Source organism: Rhizobium halophilum (genome assembly GCF_021648825.1).
Classification (GTDB): domain Bacteria; phylum Pseudomonadota; class Alphaproteobacteria; order Rhizobiales; family Rhizobiaceae; genus Neorhizobium; species Neorhizobium halophilum.
In genome coordinates this window covers 188,515-211,585 of the sequence record NZ_JAKJHS010000002.1, presented here as the reverse complement: position 1 = coordinate 211,585, position 23,071 = coordinate 188,515, and the positions used below count along the sequence as shown (strand labels likewise).

General features: G+C 61.8%; 29 protein-coding genes, 1 tRNA gene and 1 pseudogene. 12 read left to right on the top strand and 19 right to left on the bottom strand.

What is annotated here, in order from left to right; genetic code table 11:
- Positions 1-22 precede the first annotated feature (22 nt).
- On the bottom strand, positions 23-1,135 hold the full coding sequence (locus tag LXM96_RS05545; RefSeq protein ID WP_239997394.1) for a DUF7146 domain-containing protein: 1,113 nt from the start codon (positions 1,133-1,135) through the stop codon (positions 23-25).
- A 41-nt stretch (positions 1,136-1,176) separates the two neighbouring features.
- Here LXM96_RS05545 and LXM96_RS05540 point away from each other — a divergent pair, with 41 nt between their 5' ends.
- Entirely contained in the window at positions 1,177-1,878 is a 702-nt protein-coding gene (locus LXM96_RS05540; protein WP_239997393.1) for a hypothetical protein, read from the top strand.
- Between the two features lie 11 nt (positions 1,879-1,889).
- Here the strand turns inward: LXM96_RS05540 and LXM96_RS05535 are convergent, their stop codons facing one another.
- From LXM96_RS05535 to LXM96_RS05510, 6 genes are read right to left on the bottom strand one after another with little or no spacing between them, the layout of a single operon-like run.
- Complete coding sequence (locus LXM96_RS05535; protein ID WP_239997392.1) at positions 1,890-2,441, bottom strand: hypothetical protein; 552 nt, start codon at positions 2,439-2,441, stop codon at positions 1,890-1,892.
- Positions 2,442-2,498: 57 nt separating this feature from the next.
- Entirely contained in the window at positions 2,499-2,816 is a 318-nt protein-coding gene (locus LXM96_RS05530; RefSeq protein ID WP_239997391.1) for a hypothetical protein, read from the bottom strand.
- Positions 2,813-3,658 carry an HNH endonuclease signature motif containing protein gene (locus tag LXM96_RS05525; protein ID WP_239997390.1) on the bottom strand — a complete coding sequence of 282 codons (846 nt, stop codon included), beginning with the start codon at positions 3,656-3,658 and terminating at the stop codon, positions 2,813-2,815. Before LXM96_RS05525 ends, LXM96_RS05530 begins: the two co-directional genes overlap by 4 nt.
- Positions 3,655-3,915 (bottom strand): hypothetical protein, encoded by a 261-nt coding sequence (locus LXM96_RS05520; RefSeq protein ID WP_239997389.1) that lies wholly within the window; start codon positions 3,913-3,915, stop codon positions 3,655-3,657. Before LXM96_RS05520 ends, LXM96_RS05525 begins: the two co-directional genes overlap by 4 nt.
- On the bottom strand, positions 3,915-4,199 hold the full coding sequence (locus LXM96_RS05515) for a hypothetical protein (RefSeq protein WP_239997388.1): 285 nt from the start codon (positions 4,197-4,199) through the stop codon (positions 3,915-3,917). Before LXM96_RS05515 ends, LXM96_RS05520 begins: the two co-directional genes overlap by 1 nt.
- Positions 4,196-4,408 (bottom strand): helix-turn-helix domain-containing protein, encoded by a 213-nt coding sequence (locus LXM96_RS05510; RefSeq protein WP_239997387.1) that lies wholly within the window; start codon positions 4,406-4,408, stop codon positions 4,196-4,198. The genes LXM96_RS05515 and LXM96_RS05510 overlap by 4 nt, the downstream gene beginning before the upstream one ends.
- A 71-nt stretch (positions 4,409-4,479) precedes the next feature.
- On the opposite strand from LXM96_RS05510, the gene LXM96_RS05505 reads away from it, so the two are divergent.
- From LXM96_RS05505 to LXM96_RS05470, 8 genes are all read left to right on the top strand, one after another.
- Complete coding sequence (locus LXM96_RS05505) at positions 4,480-5,130, top strand: LexA family transcriptional regulator (RefSeq protein WP_239997386.1); 651 nt, start codon at positions 4,480-4,482, stop codon at positions 5,128-5,130.
- A gap of 409 nt (positions 5,131-5,539) precedes the next feature.
- Positions 5,540-5,839: a helix-turn-helix transcriptional regulator gene (locus tag LXM96_RS05500; protein WP_239997385.1), complete on the top strand. Its 300-nt coding sequence runs from the start codon at positions 5,540-5,542 to the stop codon at positions 5,837-5,839.
- On the top strand, positions 5,836-6,108 hold the full coding sequence (locus tag LXM96_RS05495) for a hypothetical protein (protein WP_239997384.1): 273 nt from the start codon (positions 5,836-5,838) through the stop codon (positions 6,106-6,108). The genes LXM96_RS05500 and LXM96_RS05495 overlap by 4 nt, the downstream gene beginning before the upstream one ends.
- Entirely contained in the window at positions 6,105-6,371 is a 267-nt protein-coding gene (locus tag LXM96_RS05490) for a hypothetical protein (RefSeq protein WP_239997383.1), read from the top strand. The genes LXM96_RS05495 and LXM96_RS05490 overlap by 4 nt, the downstream gene beginning before the upstream one ends.
- Positions 6,368-6,628, top strand: coding sequence for a hypothetical protein (locus LXM96_RS05485; RefSeq protein ID WP_239997382.1), 261 nt, complete (start codon positions 6,368-6,370; stop codon positions 6,626-6,628). Before LXM96_RS05490 ends, LXM96_RS05485 begins: the two co-directional genes overlap by 4 nt.
- The gene (locus LXM96_RS05480; protein ID WP_239997381.1) at positions 6,625-6,822 is read left to right on the top strand and encodes a hypothetical protein; all 198 of its coding nucleotides are present in this window, start codon (positions 6,625-6,627) and stop codon (positions 6,820-6,822) included. Before LXM96_RS05485 ends, LXM96_RS05480 begins: the two co-directional genes overlap by 4 nt.
- A gap of 147 nt (positions 6,823-6,969) precedes the next feature.
- Entirely contained in the window at positions 6,970-8,250 is a 1,281-nt protein-coding gene (locus tag LXM96_RS05475; RefSeq protein WP_239997380.1) for a hypothetical protein, read from the top strand.
- A 199-nt stretch (positions 8,251-8,449) separates the two neighbouring features.
- Positions 8,450-9,148, top strand: coding sequence for a hypothetical protein (locus tag LXM96_RS05470; RefSeq protein WP_239997379.1), 699 nt, complete (start codon positions 8,450-8,452; stop codon positions 9,146-9,148).
- 234 nt (positions 9,149-9,382) lie between these two features.
- On the opposite strand, the gene LXM96_RS21840 is transcribed toward LXM96_RS05470, so the two are convergent.
- The 10 genes from LXM96_RS21840 to LXM96_RS05425 all read right to left on the bottom strand — a co-directional run bounded on the left by LXM96_RS21840 (position 9,383) and on the right by LXM96_RS05425 (position 19,248).
- On the bottom strand, positions 9,383-9,502 hold the full coding sequence (locus tag LXM96_RS21840) for a DUF6471 domain-containing protein (RefSeq protein WP_394801905.1): 120 nt from the start codon (positions 9,500-9,502) through the stop codon (positions 9,383-9,385).
- A gap of 398 nt (positions 9,503-9,900) precedes the next feature.
- A tRNA-Lys gene (locus tag LXM96_RS05465) sits at positions 9,901-9,976 on the bottom strand.
- A 137-nt stretch (positions 9,977-10,113) separates the two neighbouring features.
- Positions 10,114-11,028, bottom strand: coding sequence for a PhzF family phenazine biosynthesis protein (locus LXM96_RS05460; RefSeq protein ID WP_239997378.1), 915 nt, complete (start codon positions 11,026-11,028; stop codon positions 10,114-10,116).
- Positions 11,029-11,131: 103 nt separating this feature from the next.
- Positions 11,132-12,238, bottom strand: a complete 1,107-nt coding sequence (locus LXM96_RS05455) for an endonuclease/exonuclease/phosphatase family protein (protein WP_239997377.1) — start codon at positions 12,236-12,238, stop codon at positions 11,132-11,134.
- Positions 12,239-12,284: 46 nt separating this feature from the next.
- A complete protein-coding gene (locus LXM96_RS05450) occupies positions 12,285-13,313 on the bottom strand; it encodes an ABC transporter ATP-binding protein (protein ID WP_239997376.1) in 1,029 nt (342 codons plus the stop codon).
- On the bottom strand, positions 13,301-14,995 hold the full coding sequence (locus tag LXM96_RS05445; protein ID WP_239997375.1) for an ABC transporter permease: 1,695 nt from the start codon (positions 14,993-14,995) through the stop codon (positions 13,301-13,303). The genes LXM96_RS05450 and LXM96_RS05445 overlap by 13 nt, the downstream gene beginning before the upstream one ends.
- 14 nt (positions 14,996-15,009) lie before the next feature.
- Positions 15,010-15,993: an ABC transporter substrate-binding protein gene (locus tag LXM96_RS05440; protein WP_239997374.1), complete on the bottom strand. Its 984-nt coding sequence runs from the start codon at positions 15,991-15,993 to the stop codon at positions 15,010-15,012.
- Positions 15,994-16,113: 120 nt separating this feature from the next.
- Positions 16,114-17,340 carry an aminotransferase-like domain-containing protein gene (locus LXM96_RS05435; RefSeq protein ID WP_239997373.1) on the bottom strand — a complete coding sequence of 409 codons (1,227 nt, stop codon included), beginning with the start codon at positions 17,338-17,340 and terminating at the stop codon, positions 16,114-16,116.
- A gap of 207 nt (positions 17,341-17,547) precedes the next feature.
- A complete protein-coding gene (gene ilvC / locus LXM96_RS05430; RefSeq protein WP_239997372.1) occupies positions 17,548-18,567 on the bottom strand; it encodes a ketol-acid reductoisomerase in 1,020 nt (339 codons plus the stop codon).
- 42 nt (positions 18,568-18,609) lie between these two features.
- Positions 18,610-19,248, bottom strand: a complete 639-nt coding sequence (locus tag LXM96_RS05425) for a TetR/AcrR family transcriptional regulator (protein ID WP_239997781.1) — start codon at positions 19,246-19,248, stop codon at positions 18,610-18,612.
- A 196-nt stretch (positions 19,249-19,444) separates the two neighbouring features.
- Between LXM96_RS05425 and LXM96_RS05420 the strand changes: the two genes are divergently transcribed.
- Both LXM96_RS05420 and LXM96_RS05415 read left to right on the top strand, forming a co-directional pair.
- Positions 19,445-19,819, top strand: a complete 375-nt coding sequence (locus LXM96_RS05420) for a DUF4087 domain-containing protein (RefSeq protein WP_239997371.1) — start codon at positions 19,445-19,447, stop codon at positions 19,817-19,819.
- 129 nt (positions 19,820-19,948) lie between these two features.
- Positions 19,949-20,996 (top strand): annotated as a pseudogene (locus LXM96_RS05415) (NAD(P)-dependent alcohol dehydrogenase).
- A 57-nt stretch (positions 20,997-21,053) separates the two neighbouring features.
- Here the strand turns inward: LXM96_RS05415 and LXM96_RS05410 are convergent.
- Positions 21,054-21,464: a winged helix-turn-helix transcriptional regulator gene (locus LXM96_RS05410; RefSeq protein ID WP_239997370.1), complete on the bottom strand. Its 411-nt coding sequence runs from the start codon at positions 21,462-21,464 to the stop codon at positions 21,054-21,056.
- Between the two features lie 131 nt (positions 21,465-21,595).
- Between LXM96_RS05410 and LXM96_RS05405 the strand changes: the two genes are divergently transcribed.
- Positions 21,596-22,477, top strand: coding sequence for an SDR family oxidoreductase (locus LXM96_RS05405; protein ID WP_239997369.1), 882 nt, complete (start codon positions 21,596-21,598; stop codon positions 22,475-22,477).
- Positions 22,478-22,512: 35 nt separating this feature from the next.
- On the opposite strand, the gene LXM96_RS05400 is transcribed toward LXM96_RS05405, so the two are convergent.
- A complete protein-coding gene (locus LXM96_RS05400) occupies positions 22,513-22,977 on the bottom strand; it encodes an Lrp/AsnC family transcriptional regulator (protein WP_239997368.1) in 465 nt (154 codons plus the stop codon).
- Positions 22,978-23,071 lie beyond the last annotated feature (94 nt).

Genomic DNA, 23,071 nt, shown 5'->3' with positions numbered 1-23,071 from the left:
TTCCGATGACGTATCGCCATCACTAACCCTCCTGTCTCATGTCGTTGAAATCATTCCCCCAAAGGCTGTCGATCGCCGTCCAGGGCTTGCCGCTGCGCTCCATCGCCTCGCAGACGGCGGCGAACTGCTTTTCCGTCGTCTTGTGCTTGAAGTGGTCGCGCAGAAGGATGATCGACGAGACGCACGGCAGGTCGATCGGCGCATGCAGCATGTTGGCGAGGCTCCCGGCCGCCCAGGCGCGCGCCTCCGGCGTCTCGATCGCGACGGAAGCCGTCGTTTCGATGCCTTCGCCCATGATCAGCGGGTGCGCCTGGCGCGCCGTTTCCGGCGGCTCCCCTTCCGGGCCGTGGGAGATCCGGATCACCGCGCCGGCGCTCGGCCCGAACATGATCTTTGCGTTCTCCGTACCCGCATCCACCGGCAGCTTGCGCGGGCCCAGCGGGTCGAGGAATGTCATGTGCACGGCCGCCACCTGCCCCGTTGCGACCCGCATGGCGGACAGCACGGCCGGAAATTTCGGCCCGTCCTGCACCTTGATGCGCCGGCCGTTCTCGTGGCGGTATTGGGCGCGGGCCCAGAATTCCTGTTCGGCTGTGAAGCGGAACGTCTGCAGGTCCCGGTTGGGAATGTTTTCCAGCGGAATGCCGCGCGCGGCGAAATAGCGCCGGGCATAGGCCTCGGCCGTGGATCCGGCGCCATCCTGAAGGCCAGAATTCCAGATCCGCTCCGCCTGGCGCATGCGCTTCAGCTGGTCGGCCTGCGCCTGCTGCTCGGCATCGCGCCGCGCCTCCGCCGCGCGATCGGCCATGCGCCGGCGCTGCTCCGGCGACATCGAGCGCAGCCCGAGGAAATCGCGCGACCAGGACATCGCGCCCTTGAAGTCGCTGCCCGTCAGATATTCGACGAGCTTGATCACGTCGCCCTTTTCGCCGGTGCGCCAGTCCTTCCAGGCGCCGATGTCGCGCGTCAGCGCCACCTTGAATTCCGGGGTCTGGCGGTGGTCGCCGGTCACCGGGTTGTGCGCCACCCACAACCGCCCCTGCCGCCGGCCGTCCGGCAACAGCCGCTGGCACAGGCTCTCGACCCTGTCCTTCAGCCCCTGCTTGATCTCCGGGAGGTCGTTGTGCGGGCTCATGAGCGCCCACCTTGCCGACTCGGCATCAAAGCGCTTACGTCTTGGGCTACAGCTTCATGAGTGCAGCGAGAAAGATAGATATGTTTGGCAAAGACACGGGTTACTGGATGGGCTGGATCACCGCATTCACTGTAGCCGCGTTGACCGCTGCGTGTCTTGCCATCGGGATGTTTCTGCAGGGGTCGCTCTGCACAGGCGCAGAGGGAGAACACTGTCTTAGAGAATGGACCTCGGCTCTTGCGGGATGGGGTGCTATCGCGGCAGGCGTTCCGAGCATCCTGTTCCTGGCTCGACAGCTGGCAACCTCTGAGCGAGCTCACGAAGTGTTGGCCCAGAGAGAGATCCGGCGACGGCGGGCGCTCTTCGCGCGCGCTGGACGAACGGCAAGGGAACTCGCTGAGCTGTCCGCTACCTACATGGAGATCCTCGATGATTACGATGGCAGCAGCGATGAAGAGTGGCGAGCGGGGTTTGTAATAGACAGCATAGACAAGCTCAGCAACATTCTCGATCTTCCCGTCTTCGATGCATTTGAAGATGAGGTTGTGGCAGACGACACAGAAGATGTTTTGTTTGCTCGAAGATATGCATCGATTAACCGGCAATATCTCAGCCAGTTTCTGGCGGGAAAATACCCCCTCACTCACGAAGAGATCGACAAGCTGAACCGAACGGCATGCAGCGAGATGGCGGCCTACGCACAGCGAGTGATCCGCCTCGTTGAAAAATCCGGTCTGACCTGAAGATCCAGCAATCATCCCTCGAATGCTCCCTCGACGGCCGCGAGGATCCGCGAGATCTCTGGATCGCTGTCGCGCACTTCCTCCAGGTCCTGCAGCGCCTTGCAGACATTCGCCTTGCTCATGGAGGCGGCGCGGGCGATCTCGGCCTGGGCGATGTTGAGATATTGGCTGGCGATGTAGAGCGCGATGCGGCGTAGCCGGGCCGCCCGCAGCCATTGCGGATCCGCTGTCGCGCGCCGGCCGGGATCCGCATCCAGGATGAAGCGCGGCGTGACGCCGGCGGCATGCGCCACAAAGGCGATGCAGATCCGGTAATGCGCCGCCGCCCGGCTCTGCCAGGGCGTGCGCCCGTCCGTGTCCTTCTCCCGCTCGTTTAGCTTCTGGATCCGCTTCAGCTCTGCGATCGCCAGTTGCAGGCGCTTGCCCATGGTGGCGGTGAAATTGCGCCGGCCGCGTCGCACCTTCTGCAGGTGGCGCGCATCGACCCCGGCCGCGCGCAGCACGTCGCCTTCGTTCAGGCCCGCCGCCTTGATCGCTTCTTCTATGTCGGCAATGCAGTTCATTTTCAGCCTTGGCAGAAAGGCCGAACACAATACAAATCGGCATGTTGGATCGTCCGGTTAAAGCTCAGTCGGATCGGGCGGCGCCGGCGGAACGTCCGGCATGGCCAGCCGTCGCATGTTGTCGATCGCCGTCGTCAGCAGGTCGTATTGATCCTGCTCCCAGAAGCCGTCCGCGTTGCGCACCGCAGACATGGAGATCCGCACCGCGTCGAGATAATCGTCACCGCCCCGGAAGCCGGCGATCTGGAGCCAGTTGCGGATGGTGAAGTCATACTTGCGCAGGATCGCGAACGGGCACCGGAGCAGCCAGTCGATCCGCTCCGGATCCGTCCGGCACGCGGCAAGCTGCTCGATGATCGGGAGGAGCGTGTTCATGCCTCTGCCCTCCTGGCTTTCGCGTTGCGGGCAGCATGCTTCAATCTCGCGACCGCCATGATCGTCGGCTTCACTTCCGGCTCCGCCTGGTCGTATCCCATGCCAAAGCGGCCGTTCAGGTGCGGCAGGATCTCGCGCGGCACGGGCTGCCAGTTGGATGGGTCGCAGTTGGCCTTGTCGCCATCCAGGCACTTGAGGACCTGGCCCTCCGGAACGGGACCGTTGGCCTTCTCCCAGAGCCAGCGATGCTTGTGCACCGGCCGCGTCTTCTGGTCCGGCTTCCACGGGTTGGGCTCGTCGACGAGCATCACGATGTAGCCGCTCTGCTGGTCGAGCCATTCATGCCCGGGGCCGGCAGCATTGTGCGGAACCTGCCCCTTCTTGAACTGCGTCTTTCTCGCGTTCGGATGCCGGCCGCCCGTCCCTGGCGGGCACCGCTTGCCCTTGTTCGGCGATGGACGGCCCTTTTCAAAGCGGCCGCTACGTCCGGTTCGCCACCCTTCCCGCTTGCGCATGGAATGCAGCTTCGCCTCCGTCATGTCGGTGCGGCCGAACGTCTCGTTGAACTGCTTCGCGTATTGATCGGTCGGCAGCGTGCAGTTTTCCCGCAGCCACTGGATCTCGGCTTCGCTGAACAGCCTGCGGCGCCCCTTGTAGCGGCCGGCCTCCCGACCGACCTTCCATCCCTTGCGCTTGCGCAGCCCGTGCAGGTGCGCCAGCAGGACGTCCGGCCGCCGGAATTTCTTCTGAAACGCGCTGTGATAATCGCTGATGATCATCTCGCGGTTCTGCTCGAGCCACGTCATCTCGGCGTCGCTGTAGATGATGCGCGCGCGTCTCATTCCGAAGGCTTCCCTTCTGGCGCCGTCCGGTGCTCGATCATCGGCAGATACTTGCCGACGAACGCGCCGTGCTCTGCCACGAGTTTCGCGGCCTTGAGCGCGAGATCCGCGTTCTGGACGATCTGCTGGCTGACCGAGACGACCGCCTCCGTCCGCTTGACTTCGTTCTCGATCTGCTCCGGTGTCAGATCCTCGTCGCTCAGCCGCTCCAGCTGCGCGAAGAGATGGTTGTTGAGATCCATGAGCTTGTTTTTCATCAGAGCAATCTCCCCTGTCCTTCCGGTTCCGCCACCACGGGCGGCCGCAGCTCGCCCCGTTCCTTCAGCCCGCGCAGATAGTCGAGCGTCAGCGCCGAAACGCCGGGCACGATCTCGACGAAGGCGCTGCTGTTGTGCGTGTAGAAGGCCTCGACCTTGACGCCGGGCCAGCCGTCGTCGGCCACCAGACCGTTGAGCGTGTCGACCATGACCTGGTGGTTGCGGCGGTTCTCCGCCGGATCCCGGGCGATGTCGCAGCCGTAGGCAATCCGCTCCAGCCTCATGCCGCACCGCCGATCTTCAGAAGCTGCTCCTGGCGTTCCTTGATCAGCTCCTCGAGCGCGGTCTCGAGCTTCTTCAGCGTCGTTTCGCTCAGCGCGCGGCGGCCGCTCTTGCGCGCCGTGTATGTGGTCTCGTGGACTGCGGCGCGCTCGCAAAGATCCTTCTGCAGGATGCCTGCCGCGGCGCGCCGGGCCTCGATCTGTGGGAACATTGCAAATCACCTTGCCAACTGATTTGCTTAATGGGATAAGCGAAATTGCTTATTTGGCAAGGTGCTTTTTTGTGACTGCGTTAGCACTTCCACACATTAATTACTCGCGCATGGCCCTTGATCAGCGCGAAACAAAGGAATGGCTCCGTGCAATTGCGCGGCACTTGAACCTGTCGCCGTCCCAGCTCGCGCTGAATTCCGGCATGGCGGCGTCTACGTTAACCCGCTATCTCAACGACAATTCCAACAGCGTCGGCATTACGCAGTCCTCGCTGGAGAAGGTCGCGCGTTATTCAGGATTTCGCCCTAACCAGCTGCCCGGCGGATCCCGCCCGGGCGTTGCCGAGCCCGACGCCATCCCGTTTCGCCACGACAACCGCGAATGGCCCGAATGGGTGAGGACCGCCGTCGAGGCGGCGCGCGGCGGACGCAACGGGGTCGAGGCCTGGGTGATGAAGGGCGCGGCCCTTGATGGCCTGGGCGTCATGCCGGACGATATCCTGCTGATCGACCAGAACGCCCGCCCCAAGAGCGGAGACGTTGTTCTGGCGCAGATTGTCGATTATTCCGCCGGCACGGCAGAAACCGTCATGCGGCTTTACCAGGCGCCCTTCCTCATCACCCACAGCATGCGCCTCGGCCCGGGCCGCCCCGAGCATGTCGACGAGGACCGCGTGTCGATCGCCGGCGTTTCCGTCGGCTCCATCCGCATTCAGCACTAGCCGTCGCATTCAGATCATCCGCACTGATTTTTGACCCGGGTCACGACTGTGAATTTTGACCCGGCTCAAGGATTTCTGCGGCACTGAATTTTGACCCGGGTCGGCGTCTTGAATTTTGACCCGGGTCAAATCCTTGGTGCTCACGTCCAATCCTTGGCAGGACATTCGCCAATCCTTTGACCCCGGATCCGGATTCAAGGATTTGCGCCGCACCGAGGTCCAGAAATCCTTTGCCCGCCGCGCGCGCCGCCACCGTAAATCCTTAATGAAAGACCCCGCCTAAGCACCCGCAGGGATTGCCTTGCTTAGGCCGCATTTGCGTCTCTGCAAAATGCGCTTGCTCAAATAAGCATTTTCGCTTACCGTTCAGCAGTGATGCAAATCACCTTCACACGGGAGAACGCGAAACATGATCCCTCAGCATGAACCTCAGCCATGGATGACGGCGAAGGAAGTTGCCGACCTCCTCGGCTACACCCCGCAAACCTTCTCGCGCTACAAGCGCCGGCTGATCGCCGAGGAAGCCCTGCCGCGTCCGGTCCCGGGCGGCCGCTTCAACCGCGCCGCGGTCCTGCGCTGGCACGAGACCTATGCCGATCGCAAGGCAAAGGCCGAAGCCGAAGCACTCGGCCGCACCGTCGCCTCACTGCGCATCGGCCAGGCTCGCTCCCGCCTCGAGGAGAAATATCTTCCGAGGAACGCGGCATGATCAGGTTTCATTTTGAAGATCGCGGCCAGGACTTCCTCTGGTGGGATGTCGAGGACAACGGCCAGGGCATCGGCAAGGTCGTTGACGCCGGCCCCTTCCAGCAGTCGCTGTGGGCGAACGGCAAGCACTACGTCAATTTGCTAGAACCCCACGGCGTCGGCGACCGTCTGGCAACGACGGACAATCTGGCGCTCTCGATGGAGACTGGCCTCTGCCGCCGCCTGAACTACCCGATCGAGCGGGTCGAGGAACGGAGGAACGCGGCATGACCACACCGATCACCGAAAACCCCGCCGTCACCAATCCGCACAAGCACCTGTCGAAGGCGGAGCGCGACGCCCTGGTATCGATCGATTTCTACCGCCGCCAGAAGGCAATCGGCCACAGCTACCAGATCGGCCCGAAGCGCTTCAACCAGCACACGGTCTACTCGATCGAGCGCAAGGGCCTGATCAAGCCGAGCCCGACCGGCTACACGCCCACCGTGGGCGGCGAGATGGCGATCGCGCGGCTGAAGGGTCCCGGCCAATGAGCGTGCTTGCCACCATCGAGCAGCTGCAGCGCATGGCCTCCGTCGAGGACCAGCTGCTGCAGCGGTTGATCCGCAACCTGGAGGACTATGCCGCCGTCCAGGCGGACCTCGACCGCATGATGCAGGCGCAGGCGCGCATCCGCGCCGAGCGCAGCGCCCTGCTGGTCGAAGCGGCCGGCATGGTCACTCCAGGGGCGGAAGCCGAGATCGTGCCCCTGTCGCGCTTCCGCCGCCCCAGCCTGAGGATCGTGCAATGAGCGGCCTGTCGGTGCTGATCCTGACGCAGATTTCCTTTGCCGCCGGCGTGGTCTGCACGCTCGGCTGGCAGGCACTCTGGCGTCGCACCAGGCGCCGCGTGCGGGAAGAGGCGCAAACGCAGAACGGCGCCGGCGAGGACGAGCTGTTCCTGCAGGAGCTTTTCGGTCGGCGCAAGCGCACCGACCACGACTGACCTCCCCGGCGGCCGAACAGTTCCCCCCGGCCGCCGCATCCGGAAGCACCCGATGGAGAGGGGGCGATCCGGATCTTGCCCGGCGGTCTTTGTTTCGCGTGGCCGCCGGGCCTCTTTGTTTCTAGAGTAAGACAAAAGGTTGCCGCCATGTCGCAGAGCAGGACCCCGCCTCCCAAGATCAAATACGTCGCCTGGCGAGACGGCCGGCCGCGCTTCGCCCCGTCGAAGACGCTGCGCGAGCAGGGCCACCAGGGCGCGGATCTGCGCCACGAGGACGGCCGCTGGATGAGCGCCGGCGAGGCGCTGGAATGGTCGCTCCAGTTTCAGCGCAACCTGCGCCAGCAGGCCGGCAAGGCAAAGCCCAGGAAAAGGACGCCTGCGGCCGCGATCGCCGTCCCGCTGGCGCCCGCCTATCCGCTCGGCAAGCTCTTCCAGGAGTGGCTGCACCCGGCCGACAATCCCGGCATCCAGGATCTGGCGCCAAAGACGGTCACCGAATACCGCAAGAAGGAGAACACCGTCCGCACCTACCTGCCGGACGCATGGGAAGCGGAGGCCGAGGCTTTTACCAAGCCGATCGCGGTCGGCATGTACGACGAGCTGCGCAAGCACACGGGGCTCAGCCAGGCCGTCGGCACCATGCGCGTGCTCGGCATCGCCTTCCAGTGGGCGATCCGCAAGGGCCGCGTCAATCCGGAGAAGCCGAACCCCTTCCACAATCTCGGCATGAAGACGCCGGCGCCGCGCATCCGCGTCGGCTCCAAGGAGGAGATCGCGCAGATGGTCGCGGTTGCCGATCGGCTCGGCCGGCCGGAAATCGGCGACATGATCGTGCTCGGCGTCTGGAACGGCCAGCGCCAGGCCGACCGCCTGAACTACGAGATCGCCAAACGGGAGCGCGGCCGCATCACGCTGCGCCAGCGCAAGACCAAGGCGATCGTTTCCATGCCGGAAGCGCCGGCCGTGCGCCAGCGCCTCGCAGCGTCCGAGGAGCGGCGAAAACAGGCGGAGGTGATCTCCCCCTATGTCATCCTCGACGAGCGCCGCTGGGTGCCGCTCCTGTCGTTTCATTACGCCCATGTCTTCGCCGAGATCCGCGAGGCCGCCGCCCGCGGATTGCCGGCAACGGACGAGCATCCCGAGATCAAGCCCATGCCGAGCCTGATCGGCAAGCCGGATCCGCACAACCCGGGCGCCGACGACGGCGCGCTTCTGGCGCTGCGCGATCAGGACCTGCGCGATACCGCCGTCACCTGGCTGGCGAATTCCGGCTGCACCATCCCCGAGATCTGCGCCATCACCGGCCACAGCATGAAGACGGCCCACGACATCCTGAAGCACTATCTGGCGATGAACCCGGAGCTGGCTGACAGCGCCATCGCCAAGATGATCGCCTGGTACGACGGCGCAGAGGAGAACGAGCAGTGAGCAAAGACGCGACCTTTCAGATCCTGGACGGATTGCTAGACGCGATTGCCACAGCATAGAGGGAACCACCGACCAGGACCTTTGCGGCCTTATGTAGCAGACGCACCAAGCGTTTCTTCATCCAGACTCACGGAAGGATTGGATGGATGAAAGTAAAACAGACTCCACAACATAGAGGAATCTGGGCATGGTGCGAGGTATGCAGAAAATCATCCTCAACATCGTTGAGCCCTTTATTTCACTTCTCGACCAATTGGGTCTCAAGGAGCCGTTGCGGAAGTGGGCTGGGCGAGCTTGGCTATGGCTTACGGGGGCTGCAATGTCCTCGTTACTAGTAGCTTGGAACACGTACCTATACTTGTGGGGGCTCATTCCTTGGTGGGCCGTGCCGCTATTTGTAATTCTCAACATTGCGTTAGTCGTCGTAGTGTTCCTCGCCTTGACGTGGCTAGGCATCAAGACGGTCAATGCTTGGTTCGATACGCGCAAGCGCGTCACGGCAGAATTGAGGATTAAGGAGTGGGCGGAAAAGATAGAGCGCGACTGCCTGGAAATGGCCGAGTACTATCAGTCGTTAGCTGATGCTAATGACTTATACCAAGTCGTACGCGATGAACGAGGAATGCCGGACCATGATAGTGATAGGGCTCTTCGGAAGAAGATAGCAGATAAATTCTATGTCCGTTTCGCAGGTCGCTTGTTAGCGAATCAAACCCTACTGGAACAACTTGGCATCCAGTTGCCGTGGCATTTTAGACACGCCGCCAATGATCAGCCTCGCACCTTAGTAGTGTTTCACAGCCATGTAGCCTCCCTTCTTAGGCAAGGGTACATAAAAGAGGCGACATCAATAAAGGATCGTGAGGGCTTCGAGCTTATTGAGAGCCTGACTCGCTGACAAGGATACCCCCTGGCGGCCACTTCCTTGGACCAGTGACAGCCTTTACCGGATACGGGGAGTACACCCGGAAGCCGCATTTCTCACAAAATGCGCCAAAGCTGTTTTTTCTCACACCACAAAGAAACTCCTGGCACTGGTATTCGAGTACGTAATCCCATCGAAGCCGCAGAAATGGGAACCCTGGGCCTTCTGTTGGCGGATCCCAAGCGATGCTGTTCACTCTTGAAGACATTAGCGCGTCACGATTGAGGTGGTTTCTATTGCTTCTAGGCACTGCAGGAGAAACGCTGCAGTCAATTTGCCCCTAGAGAGCTTATTCCGCACGTTTACCTCCTTCTCGTCAACGCCTATCGCCGCCTATTTCTCGACTAGCTTGCGCAGGATTGACGCCGTTCCGCTTCAAGCCAGCTTTCAAGGGGTTCGTAGCCTTCGTTCCCAGTCGGTCCTTTCGGTCATGTCTCACCTCTAGCGACACAGCGGCGTTAGTCCCCCCGTCCTGGAGAACCCGTAGCGGCAGGAGATCCTGGAGGAAGCTGCACGTCTCGTTGATCATCGCATCAGCCGGTTTAACAACATTGCGCTGTGGCTCCGCCCGTATCGCGGGGCGATCATCGAGCCGGAGACAGTTGCGGCCGGAACACGATTGCTGGCGTGAGACATTCGTGCGACTTGATCAATGTCGAACGGTCGCACGACAGTCGCAAAACAGTCTCAAGATTAACCCAAAATGCTTGACTTGCAGGGAGTTTTGGTGGGTGATGTAGGGCTCGAACCTACGACCCGCTGATTAAGAGTCAGCTGCTCTACCAACTGAGCTAATCACCCGAAAACCCGTTCGGAACACGTCAGCGCCCGCCGGTGTCAGGGCGTATAAAGGGGTTCGTTCGGCTTGTCCAGCGCTTCCTCTCAAATTTTTCCAGCGGGAGAAAAACGGCTCCCTCTCCCCTCACAGGAGCGAAAAATCAAAGCTCAAGCGTCCCCCGCGCAAGCCGCACGGCCTGCCCGCCAATCCGCGCCTTAGCGATCATTCCCTCCTTCACGTCGACATGCAGGTGAATGTAGGAGGGGCGCCCCATCTCGACGCCCTGCTCCACCAGGATCGGGTGATGGCCGTCCGGCAGGGCGTCAAATTGGTGGATGGCGCCGGCCAGTGCGGCAACTGCCGAGCCGGTTGCCGGATCCTCGGCTATCCCCATATCGGGCGAAAACATGCGCGCATGAAAGCGGGCGTGATGGTTGACGGCGCCCCGGCAGTAGACGAAGGCTGACGCCAGCCCGCCCTCCACGAATGGCGCCACCTTTTCCCAGAGCGTCGCGTCGAACTCCAGCGTTTCGACGCTGGCGAGATTGTGCACGGGGATCATGACGAAGGGTACGCCTGCGGTCCAGATGGACACGCGGTGGTTCTCAAAGCCGATCATGCCAGCATTGATGCTGAGGGCATCCGCCAGCCCCTGCCGGTCGAGAGGAAGGTCAACCGACACCGGTGTCTTCGGCAGGTCGAATTCGGCAAAGCCGGCGCCTTGGCGGCGAAGACGCACGGCACAGCGAACCGGGCCTACCTTCTCCTCCAGAACGCAGACCATGTCGACGTCGTCGTCGCTTCCGTGCTCGAGCTCTGCCAGCGCAACCGCCGTGCCAACCGTCGGATGGCCGGCGAAGGGTAGCTCGCGGGCCGGAGTGAAGATGCGCAACCGTGCAGTGTGCGCAGGTTTGGAAGCGCTCTGTACGAAAACAGTCTCTGAAAGGTTCATTTCCCGCGCTACGGACTGCATGACCTCGTCATCCAGGCCATCACCATCGAAGATCACCGCCAGCGGATTTCCCGCAAGCACGGTATCGGTGAAGACATCATAGATCCCGTAACGCCGCGCCAATGAACCTCTCCAGCATGATCTGAACCGCCCTCAACCTGCACGACGGCGCGGCGGTGTGCAACCGCGGTCGTGGTTTATCCTGAACTCAGGAAACCAAGAAAAGTCATAGACTCAGCTCGACCACGACCGGACAATGGTCGGAGGCTTTGGGACGATCCCAGCCGATGCGCGGATAGCGCTCTACCTCCTGGCGGGGAGGAAAGGGCGTCCGGCAGGGCTGGCCGTTACGGATAATCTCCGGAACCATCTTCGCATTGCGCGCGGCAAGCGCCGGCGACAACCAGATATAATCAAGCTGGCAAAGATGCTGCTCCTGTGGGCCCCTTGAATGGTAGAGCGTCCAGCGGTCCAACTCGTCGCGACGCTGGACGACATTCTCCGCAAACCCCTCGGCGCTGAAGATGTCGAGTGCGCTCTTCCCCTCGCGATGATACGTGAAGTCATGACCCGTGCGGCGCGTGCCGGAGACGACGACCTTTTCCTGGTAATCGTTCATGTCGCCGCAGATGGCGAAGTTCTTTTTGGCAGCCTGGCTTGTCCCGAACCGTCGCTCGATGATCCGGCGCACCGCCCTCGCCTCAGCCATGCGCACCGCCATGGTAGCAAGCCGCCCGTCGCCTCCTTCCCGCACATTTCCCATGGACTTGAAGTGGACCACATAAAGGGTAAGCGGCCGGCCGCCGATCCGTATGTCGAGCTCCAGACAATCCCGCTTGAAGATCTTGTCGTTCCGGTTCACGGACTTGGCGAGGTCCTCGTCGTAAAGATCGAGATCGTAATAGGTCAGCATGGCATGGCTACGGATGTCGACCAGTTCGATTGGCTGCCCGTGACGGGTCTTCTCGCGCATCAGGACAGCAACATCGATCCCGCGCGTATCATTGCCCTCGATCAGGTATTTCTGGATGTAGCCGTTGCCGACCATGCGAAACAGATAGCCGTATTCAAAGGCATGCAGCGCCGGCATGTTGTCGACTTCCTGCAAGCAGAGGATGTCTGCGTCCGCATCGGCAATTGCCAAGGCGGAAAGCTGGCGCGTGTCATCCGTCGAGGCAATCACGCGCGCTTGCTCCATCTGCTGGTAGGCCTCCTTGTCGGCAACGTCGTAGAGGCGCAGCACCCGGTCCTGTCGCAATTGGTTGCGAAAGCCGGAAAAATTGAAGCGGGTGATGAGGTTTTCGATATTGAAGGTGGCGAGGCGGACAGACATGAGCTTTTCCGATTGACGCAGCAGTTATGCCCGCTGGGCGCCTCGTCTACAATCGCCATCCGCTGGCCAGCACGACATGCACCATGTCTGCCGGCCTCACTGCCTGCCGCGAAAAGCTTCGAAGCGACTGCCCGTCCTGCAACTCCAGCCGAAGTGCATACCGCTCCCCTTCAAAGAACGAGGAGATGACGCGGGCGGGAAGGCCCGAGCCATCCAGAATCACATCCTGAGGTCGCACCAGAACATGCGCGGATTTCCAACCCTCGATCGGCTCCAGCAGGGCCTGGCGCAGACGGGGCCAGTCGAGCAGTCGGTCCGATGGAGGTGGCAAACACAGCGAGAGGATTGCCCCCTGCCCCACCAGCCCGCCAACAACGAGACCTTCCGGCCGGGCATAGATTTCCTCGGGCGAGGCTATCTGCAGAAGCCTTCCCTCCGACATCACCGCAACGTCGGTGGCCAGTGCCATCGCCTCGCTCTGGTCGTGGGTCACATAGATCATCGTCGCGCCGGACCGGGCGTGGAAGTCGCGAAACGTCTCTTCCATCTCCTGGCGCAGGTGGCGGTCGAGATTAGCCAGTGGCTCATCGAGCAGCACCACGTCCGGCTCCGTCACCAGGCATCGGGCCAGCGCCACCCGCTGCCGCTGCCCGCCCGAAAGCTCGGCAGGACGTCGGTCGGCATAGGTATCAAGCCGCACTGCCGAAAGCGCCTCGCGCACCTTCTGCCGTGCCTTCTCCTTTGCCACCTTGCGCACCTTCAGCGGATAACCGACGTTCTCCGCCACCGTCATATGCGGCCACAGCGCATAGGACTGAAAAACCATCGCCATGTTGCGGCGCTCCGGCGGCACCATGGTGGCTCCATCCGCCAGAAGACGCTCGCCGAGAAGGATGGCCCCGTCGCTCGGCTGCTCAAAGCCAGCGATCATCCGTAGCACCGTTGTCTTGCCACAGCCGGAGGGACCCAGCAGCGCTAGGAACCGACCTTCCCGCACGGTCAACGACAGATCCCGCACAGCCGGCGCACCAGAGCCAAACCCCTTGGTGACACTGTTGAGGATCAGCGGCGCCATGGCAGCGCTCCTCCCGGCAGCCGACGCGCCATCAACTCGAGGATCAGCATCAACACGACCACCATGACAACAACGAGTACGGACAACGCCGCAGCCAGATTAAAGCTGCCACTATCGTCGAGATTGTAGATCGCGACGCCGAGCGTCTGCGTCCCGGCCGACCACAGTAGCGCGGAAACAGTCAGTTCATTGCAGGCGATCAGAAAGACCAGAATGATGGACGAACCGGCAGCCGGCGCGATCAGCGGCACCAGAACGTCTCGCATCCGCCTGTAAAAGCCGGCGCCTGAAAGGCGTGCGGCTTCTTCCAGCGAGGGGTCGAGCTGCCGATAAGCGCTGATCACCGGCTTTAGGCTCACCGCCAGAAAGCTGGAAAGGTAGGCGATCAGGATGATCCAGATCGTTCCATAAATCGAGAAGCCGAGGATCGGAAGCGGTGCCGCCAGGAGCAGGATGAAGGCGACAGCAAGCACGATGCCTGGCAATGCATAGGGAATCTCCGCCATGGCGGAGATCGTTGCCGCCGTCCGGCTCTTCGTTCGCACGATGTAGTAGCCGAGGAGCACGGAGATCACCAGCAGTCCGAAGGCGCTGGCAAGTGCCAGTGAAACCGAGTTTGTGAAGGCAGATCGGGTCACCGACTGCCGAAAGATAACTTCCTCATAAGCATGCAGCGTCGCCGTCTCCAGGTTGAGCGAAACGCCGTAAGCGGGAGCCAGCGAACTTGCCAGCAGTGCCAGGAACGGCAGGAAGAGGATGATGAATGTCACCAACCAGAGCAGCATTTCTACCGGTAGCCGAACCGCACCCAGTCGAAAGACGGCCGCCTGACCGGACAACCCGATTGTGCGGTAGTCGCGTCCCCGCAGGACTCGCGCTTCGACCGACAGCCCCGCGACCGCAAGCAGCGTAATCAGCACGGAGATGATGGAAATGTCGGCAAAGGTTGTCGGGCCGAAGCTCGCAAACTTCGAATAGATCAGGGTCGGCAACGTATAGATGGAAGCGGGAATTCCCAAAATGGCCGGGATTCCGAAGTTCCCGACCCCGGACACGAAGGCGATCGCAGCACCTGCGACCAGTCCCGGCATTGCGAGCGGCAGGACGATGTCGAGCAGCAGGCGCAGGGTAGAGGCACCGGAAAGTCGTGCGGCTTCCACTCCCTCCTTCGGCAGTGACAGCAGCCCGGCGCGCATGGCGAGATACACTAATGGCGCATGCTGCACGCCGAACAGGAGAGCAATCCCGCCGACCGAATAGAGTGGCTGCGGACTGCCGAGCGGCGGCGCCATGCCCATGGCCTTGAGGAGGGTGCTGGATGGCCCCGTCAGCCCAATCCAGGACAGCGCCGTCACCTGCGGCGGGATCATCATCGGCAGCATGAACAGAAACCCGAGCGCGCTCCTGCCCCGCACGTCAAACAGCGTCAGCAGCACGGCAAAACTGCCGCCGAGGATGACGGCAGCGATCATGCCCAGGAAGGAGGTCGTGAGTGTGTTGAGAGTGGCACTCCAGAGCGCCGGATCCGCAAGCAGCTGTCCGGCATCTCCCCGCAAGGCGGACACAATACCCGTCCACGCAAGCCTTGCCAGTGGCAGTACGCTCAGAACGAGGACAACGATAACGACAAAAGGAAACAGCCAGCGCGGCTGGCTGTTTCCTGATCGGACGGAAGATCGCATCTGCGGCGGACGGATCAGCCGGCGGTGCCGAAAATGTCGGAGAATGTCTTCAGGTCTTCCTCCGAGGTCTTCAGGGCGTCAGCAGCATCGATCGGCAGCACTTTGATCTGGTCGCGCGCCGGGAAGCCTTTTGGAACGCCGAGTCCGTTGCGGGCGGGAATGTAGCCGAGGCCGAGCTGGACCTTCTGGCCTTCTTCCGAAAGGATGTAGTCGATGAACTTCTTGGCGGCATCAGCATGCTCGGTCGAAGAGAGAATCGCGACCGGCTCGGTAACGGCAGAAACGCCCTCTTCCGGGAAAACGAACTCGACCGGCGCGCCCTTCGCCTTCTCCCGGATCGGCATGTAGTCGACGACCATGCCGTAGGCCTTTTCGCCCGAAGCAACCGACTTCAGCACGGCGCCATTGCCGCCCGAGGCGACGGCGCCGTTGTCTTTCAGCGAGCGGTAGTAATCCCAGCCGAGGCTGTCGACGCCAGCCAGCGTCTGGGCGTGGATGAGCGCTGCACCTGAAGTCAGGGGGCTCGGCATGGCAACGAGGCCCTTTGCTTCCGCTTTGGTGAGATCCTTCCAGCTGGTCGGCTTCATGCCAGCCTGCGTGTTGTACATGATGCCGGTGGTGATCAGCTTGGTGGAGTAGTAGTGGCCGTCCGCATCGTAAAGGGCGGCGTCGAAGTTCTGCGCCTCGGGCGACTTGTAGGCCATCAACTGGCCAGCCTGCTTCATGCGCTCAAGCGTGACGGTATCGGCAATCAGCAGGATATCGGCCACCGGATTGCCCGCCTCGATCTCGGCCATCAGCTTGGCCATGATCTTTGGCGTACCATCGCGAACCCATTCGACCTCCAGACCAGGATTGGCGGCCTTGAACCCGTCGACGGTGGCCTGGGCGTCTTCATTGGGCTGGCTGGTGTAGATCACCAGGTCGGCAGCCTCGACGGCGCCAGCAAGCATTGCTGTTGCGGCGAGAGCGGAAAATGCGGAGACGATCTTGTTCATGGGGATGATCCTTCCTGCTTGGATGCCCCGCTAGATCACAGCCGTCTAACAACTTTATGACAGTGCTGCGCCGCCGGCAATGGCGGGAGGTGCCGGAAAGGGCCCCCTCCCGCAGTTCGATCAGGCTGCCTCGGCAACCGCGTCGCTGATCAGCCTGCCGAGGCGGCTGATGCCCTCTTCAATCATCGCTTCGTTGGCGCAGGAGAAGGACAGCCGCAGCGTGTTGTTGTTGGAGCCGTCGGCATAGAAGGCTTTGCCGGGAACGAAGGCGACTTTCTCCGTCCGGATCGACCGCGCGAGAAGCTCGGCACCGTCCATTCCCTCCGGCAACCGCACCCAAACGAACATTCCGCCCTCGGGCTTCGTCCAACTGGCGCCGGCTGGCATGAATTTCGTCAGTGCAGCCAGCATCGCATTGCGACGCGCGCTGTAGGCCTTCTTGATCTTCGCCACCTGCGCTGGGAAGATCGTCTCAGCAACGGTTGCAACGGCCATCTGGTTGATCGTCGAGGAATGCAGATCTGCCGCCTGTTTCATCAGCACCAGCTTGCGGATCACCGGCATGGCGGCAACCACGAATCCGACTCGCAAGCCTGGGGCGAGCGTTTTAGAGAAGCTTCCGCTGTAGATCGTCCGCGTATTCTCGATCCCGCCATTGCGGGCGATGTCGAGCGCCATGATCGGCGGCACGGGCTCGCCGTCGTAGCGAAGGTTCTGGTAGGCGCCGTCTTCGATGACGGCGATGTCCAGCTCATCGGCGAGATCGAGCAGCTTTTCGCGCGCCGCGCGGTCGACCGTCTCTCCGGTCGGATTGGCGAAGTCGGGCGAGAGATAGGCGAATTTCACCGCGCCACCGGCCTTGGCGGCTGCCTCGCGGTAGCCTTCCGGCGTCCGGTTGCCGCTCAGCGACAGCTGGTCGTAGGTCGGCTCGTAGGCATTGAAGGCCTGCAGCGCACCGAGATAGGTCGGCCAGGTCACGAGCGCCGTATCATTGGGCGAAATGAAGAGCTTGCCGAGATAATCCAGCGCCTGCTGCGAGCCCGAGGTGATGAAGACGTTGTCGACGCCGCATTCAATGCCGATCTTGGCCATCTCGCCCACCAGCCATTCGCGCAGCGGCTTGTAGCCCTCACTGACGGAATACTGCAGCGCGGCGTTCACCTGCGGCCCGGAAAAGATCGACGCATAGGCCTCCTGGAACGCCTCGTGCGGAAAGAGCGCCGGATCGGGAATGCCGCCGGCGAACGAGATGATGTCCGGCTGCTCGAGCAGCTTCAGCAGTTCCCGGATTTCGGACGCACGCATTCTGGTGGAACGGGTGGCAAAGATATGTTCCCAATCGAGCACCGGATGTTTCCTCATCTTTCAATTTTGTTGGCTGAAGCATTACAGAAACTTCGACAGGTCAGCAATACTGACCTATCGAACTTCTTCAGTTTCTTGCCTGCTTCGACTTGTTTCAGACCAGCGAAGGCCGCGTTCCGGGCCGATACAAGAGCAAACGCCGCGTCTTCCAGCAGGAAAACGCGGCGCAACCATGTCTAATGGCAGAAGTTAGTTCACCGTCTTGTCGACCAGCTTGTTCTTGCCGATCCAGGGCATCATGCCGCGCAGCTTGGCGCCGACTTCCTCGATCTGGTGGCTGTCGTTCATGCGCCGGATGCCCTTGAAGCGGGCCCCACCGGCTCGGTACTCCTGCATCCAGTCGGAGGTGAACTTGCCGGTCTGGATGTCGGTGAGCACGCGCTTCATCTCGGCCTTGGTTTCAGCCGTGATGATTCGCGGACCGGAAACATACTCGCCCCACTCCGCTGTATTGGAGATCGAGTAGTTCATGTTGGCGATGCCGCCTTCGTAAATCAGATCGACGATGAGCTTCACTTCGTGGAGGCATTCGAAATAGGCCATCTCCGGCGCATAACCGGCCTCGACCAGCGTCTCGAATCCGGCGCGGATCAGTTCGACGAGGCCACCGCAAAGGACGACTTGCTCGCCGAAGAGATCGGTTTCGCATTCTTCGCGGAAGTTGGTCTCGATGATACCCGAACGACCGCCACCGACGCCGCAGGCGTAGGAAAGCGCGAGCTCAAGAGCATTGCCCGATGCGTTCTGGTGAACCGCGACCAGGCAGGGCACGCCGCCACCCTTCTGGTACTCACCGCGCACCGTATGACCCGGACCCTTTGGCGCGATCATGACGACGTCGACGGACGCCTTCGGCTCGATCAGGCCGAAATGCACATTGAGGCCGTGAGCAAAGGCGATCGCCGCGCCGTCGCGAATGTTGGGCGCGATCTCCGACTTGTAGATGTCGGCCTGCAGTTCGTCCGGCGTTGCCATCATCATCAGGTCAGCCCAGCCCGCTGCTTCGGCAACCGTCATCACCTTGAAGCCGTCTGCTTCGGCCTTCTTTGCCGTCGGCGAACCGCTCTTCAGCGCAATCGCCACGTTCTGTGCACCGGAATCCTTCAGGTTCAGCGCATGCGCGCGACCTTGGGATCCGTAGCCGATAATGGCGACCTTCTTCGACTTGATGAGGTTGAGATCGGCATCGCGATCGTAATAGACGCGCATCGTATATATCCTTCCCTATGCGTGTTCGTTGTTGATGGTGCTTTATCGTCCCGAGGAGAAGCGCACCGCCTCCCCCGATTCCTGGCGCGTGCCGTGAAGCGTCAGAAAGGCATTGACCGCCCTCCGCGCCTGGCGCGCATTGTCCTTGAGCCCCGGCTCGCCGAGCAGCATGCGCACATGCAGGTCGGACACGATCAAGCCGTAGAGCGTGTGATAGGCGGCGTCCGCATCGTCAAAACGGAGTAGCCCTGCTCGTTTGCCGGCATCAATCAAGGCCATTGCTCTGCGGTCGATTTGCCGGCGGCCATGCTCTAGAAGCAGTTTTCCGAACTTGGAACCATCCCGCCCCGACTGGCCGACCGCCAACCGGTTGAGCGCCAGCGAAATGTCGCCGGAAAGGACTTCCAGGAGGTCACGCGCAAACGTCTCGAGATGTTCCCGCAGGTTCTCCGGCGTTAGCTTTTCCTTGCCGCGCTCATAGGTTCGAACCTTGCTTGCCTGATGAGCGATCATAGCTGCGAGCAGCCCGTCGCGGTCGCCGAACCACTTGTAGAGGCTTTCCTTCGAGCAGTTGGCCGCCCGAGCCAGTCCCGACGTCGTCAGCGCCCTGTCGCCGCCCTCTACCAGCAAACGCAACGCCTGCTCCAGAACCTCGTTCTGGCGCGGCGTAAATTCCGGCATCTGGCCCGCATCGCCAATCAAAATAGTCGCTCCCTTGCAGGTACCGTACGGTACGGTTCTTGAATGTCTTATGCGGAAGTCCGTGTTGTGCGTCAAGCGGAATTATGCGTCATTACAGCCTATGGGTCGTCCCGCTTCGGCGCTTCGCGGCGGTCACGATGCACGCCCACAGTCAAGCAATCTGGAACCGTAAACCATGCCCCTGCCTTCAGCCCTGATCAGTGTTACGATCACAGCATGCCTTGCTCTACCCGCTTTGGCCGTCGCGGCCGAAACGCGCTGTGGGTGGCTCGACAACCCGACGCCGAGAAACTGGTGGCTTCAGGACAAGGATAAGAGCTGGACAATCATGACGCAGGATCCCGACCGGCCGGACGGACCAGAAGGCATGGAGCTCATCCCCGATCTGTCCCAAGGCGAATTTATCGCGATCAACGGGTATTACGGTTACGCCTGTGCCTGCATGTCTGTGGAAACGGACGGCGATGAGAGGATCACGAGAATCCTGTCGGTCCGCCAGCTCAAGATCGCACAGTGCCGTAAAGACGCCGCCCTTGAGGCGCGGGACTGACGGCGACATCCTGCGTCACCCACATCTGGAGAATCGTGCAAGAAGCTCGAAGGATCGGTCTAACGCTTCTTGCCGTCTCGCTGCATAACCCAATCTTGTGATTTCCTCATCTCAAGATTGGAGCTGCCCATGGCACTTGCACGAGGCTATGCCGCCACCGACGCGTCTAAACCCCTTGCCCCCTTCACCTTCGAACGCCGCGAGCCGAATGCCGACGACGTAGCCATCTCCATTCACTATTGCGGCGTCTGCCATTCCGACATCCACACCGTTCGCAACGAGTGGAAGAACGCCGTCTACCCAATCGTGCCCGGCCACGAGATCGTCGGCGTCGTCACAGCAGTGGGCTCGGACGTCACCAAGTTCAAAGTGGGCGATAAGGTCGGCGTTGGCTGCTTTGTCGATTCTTGTGTCGGCTGCGCCAGGCGGGACCTCGACAACGAGCAGTACATGCCGGGCCTGGTGCAGACCTACAACAGCGTCGAGCGCGACGGGAAGACCTGCCACCCAGGGTGGGTATTCCGACCATATCGTCGTCAAGGAAGGCTACGTCCTGTCGATCCCTGACAACCTGCCGCTCGACGCAACCGCGCCGCTGCTTTGCGCAGGCATCACGCTTTACTCGCCGCTTCGCCACTGGAACGCCGGCCCGGGCAAAAAGGTCGCAATCCTCGGCATGGGCGGTCTCGGCCACATGGGCGTCAAGCTCGCACATGCCATGGGCGCGGAAGTTACCGTCCTCAGCCACTCGCTGTCGAAGAAGGAAGACGGCCTGAAGCTCGGTGCCGATCACTATTATGCGACGAGCGACGCGGAGACCTTTAGCAAACTCGCCGGAAGCTTCGACCTGGTCATCTGCACCGTCGGCGTCGCCATTGACTGGAACGCCTATCTCGCGTTGTTGAAGGTCGACGGTTCGATGGTCGTCGTAGGTGCGCCAGAGGATGCGGTTCCCGTTCACGCCTTTTCGCTGATCCCCGGCCGCCGCAGCCTGTCGGGCTCGATGATTGGCTCGATCAAGGAAACCCAGGAAATGCTGGATTTCTGCGGAACGCACGGGATCGTGTCGGAGATCGAGCTGATCGACATCCAGAACATCAACGAAGCCTACGAGCGCGTGCTGAAGAGCGACGTGCGCTACCGCTTCGTCATCGACATGGCCTCGCTGGCCGCCTGATCCGGCATCCCGGTGACACCTTCCAGAGGGCGGCAGCATCTGCCGCCCTCTTTCGATTCAGGCTAGACCCGCGTCGTCGAAGGAGCGCCTCGCCGCGCGAACCGCATCATGGTTCTCCGCCGCCCACTCCAGCACTTTGGAAAGCGGCCCAAAAAGCGAGCGTCCGAGCGGTGCCATCCGGTATTCAACGCTCGGCGGCTTGGTCGGAAACACTTCCCGCTCGATATAGCCATCCCGTTGCAGGTCTCGCAGCGTCTGCGTCAGCATGCGCTGCGAGATATCTGGCACGAGCCGCCGGAGTTCGCCGAACCGATGCGGCTTGGCTGCCAAGGCCTCCAGAAGCAGCGTCGCCCACTTTCCCGAGATCCGGTTCATCACATCGCGCACGGGGCAGTTGCCCGCATCCCAGGTGCTGCGATCGCAGTCAGCGGTCGCTGCCTTTGCGGCTGAGCGGACGGCTTGGTCCATGGCAGGTGGTTCCCTCAACGTAACGATCTCCCCGAAAACTGCCTCCTTTACAGCCGAAGATCAATTCCCTTTATAGTGCTGGTCTATTTTTGAGACTAACATCGTCACCGACCCCTGAATGGAGCCCACGCATGACCCGTCTGTTCGTTACCGGCGCCAGCGGCCATCTTGGCCGAGCCACTCTCCGACACCTGCTGGAGACACAGAAGATCGCGCCGTCCGACATTGTCGCCGGCAGCCGGGATCCGTCAAAACTGACAGAATTCTCGGAGCTAGGCGTCGAGACCCGCAAGGCCGATTTCGACGACAGGGAGGGTCTGGTAATGGCCTTCACCGGCATCGACCGCCTCCTTATCGTCTCGACGGACGAACTGGCGACACCCGGAAAACGCCTAGAGCAGCATCGCAACGCAGTCGAGGCTGCGGTTGCAGCGGGCGTCGACCACGTCGTCTATACCTCCATGCCGAACCCCGACCGCTCGCTGGTGACCTTTGCTCCGGATCATCTCGGCACCGAGCAGGCCATCAAGGCGAGCGGCCTCCCCTACACGATCCTGCGCAACGCCTGGTATGCGGACAACCATCTGATGGCCATGCCGCACAACCTGCAGGCCGGCAGCTGGTACACGGCCATGGGCGACGGACGGATGTCCAACATCTCCCGGGACGACTGCGCTCGCGCCGCCGCCGCAGCCCTTGCGAAGCCACCTGAAGGCAATGCCACGCTCACCCTGACCGGTCCGGAAAGTCATTCCGCCGCCGAGATCGCCGCAATCGTCTCTGCGGTTGCCGGCAAGCCGCTGCAGGTCGTTCCTGCCTCGGATGACCAGCTTGCCAGCGGTCTGAAGGCCGCGGGTCTGCCAGACTTCGTGATCGCGATGCTGGTCTCTGCCGACGCCAACATCCGCGCCGGCAACTTCGACCTCGTCACCAACGACTTCGAGACCCTGACCGGCGTCAAGCCGCAGTCGCTACGGGCGTTCTTCGAAGACCACCGCGCAGCACTTGCCTGATCTCCTCGGCGGGCGCCTTCGTGGCGCCCGCATCCTCACACCGCGTAGTCCACCGGCAGCGTCTGGCCGCTCTTCAGCACCTCCATGGAGATGAAGGCGGAGACATCGAAAAGCTCGATGCGCTTGACGAGGCGGCGATAGACGACGTCGTAGTGCTCGACCCGCGGCAGCACCACCTTCAGGATATAGTCGTAGCTGCCGGTCAGCCGGTGCGCCTCGACGATCTCGCCGATGTCGCTGATCGCGCGCCGGAAGCTCTCGATCCAGTCGTCGGAATGATGCGCCGTCTTGATCAGCGCAAAGACCGTCGTCGGCACGCCGATGCGCTCCCGGTCGAGAACGGCGATGCGCCGCTGGATATACCCCGCCTCCTCCAGTCGCTGGATCCGCCGCGAGCAGGCCGAGGCGGATAGCGACACCTGCTCGGCCACCTCCGCCACCGGCATGGCACTATCCTTCTGCAGCAGTTCGAGGATTCGGCGATCACGCTCGTCCAGCATTGGCATTCTCCTGTTGCACGCATTCCATGTGCACCAGTGACCGCGATCACGCAATATGCGTGCATCAAAGCGATAAACTGCCACTCATATCGCA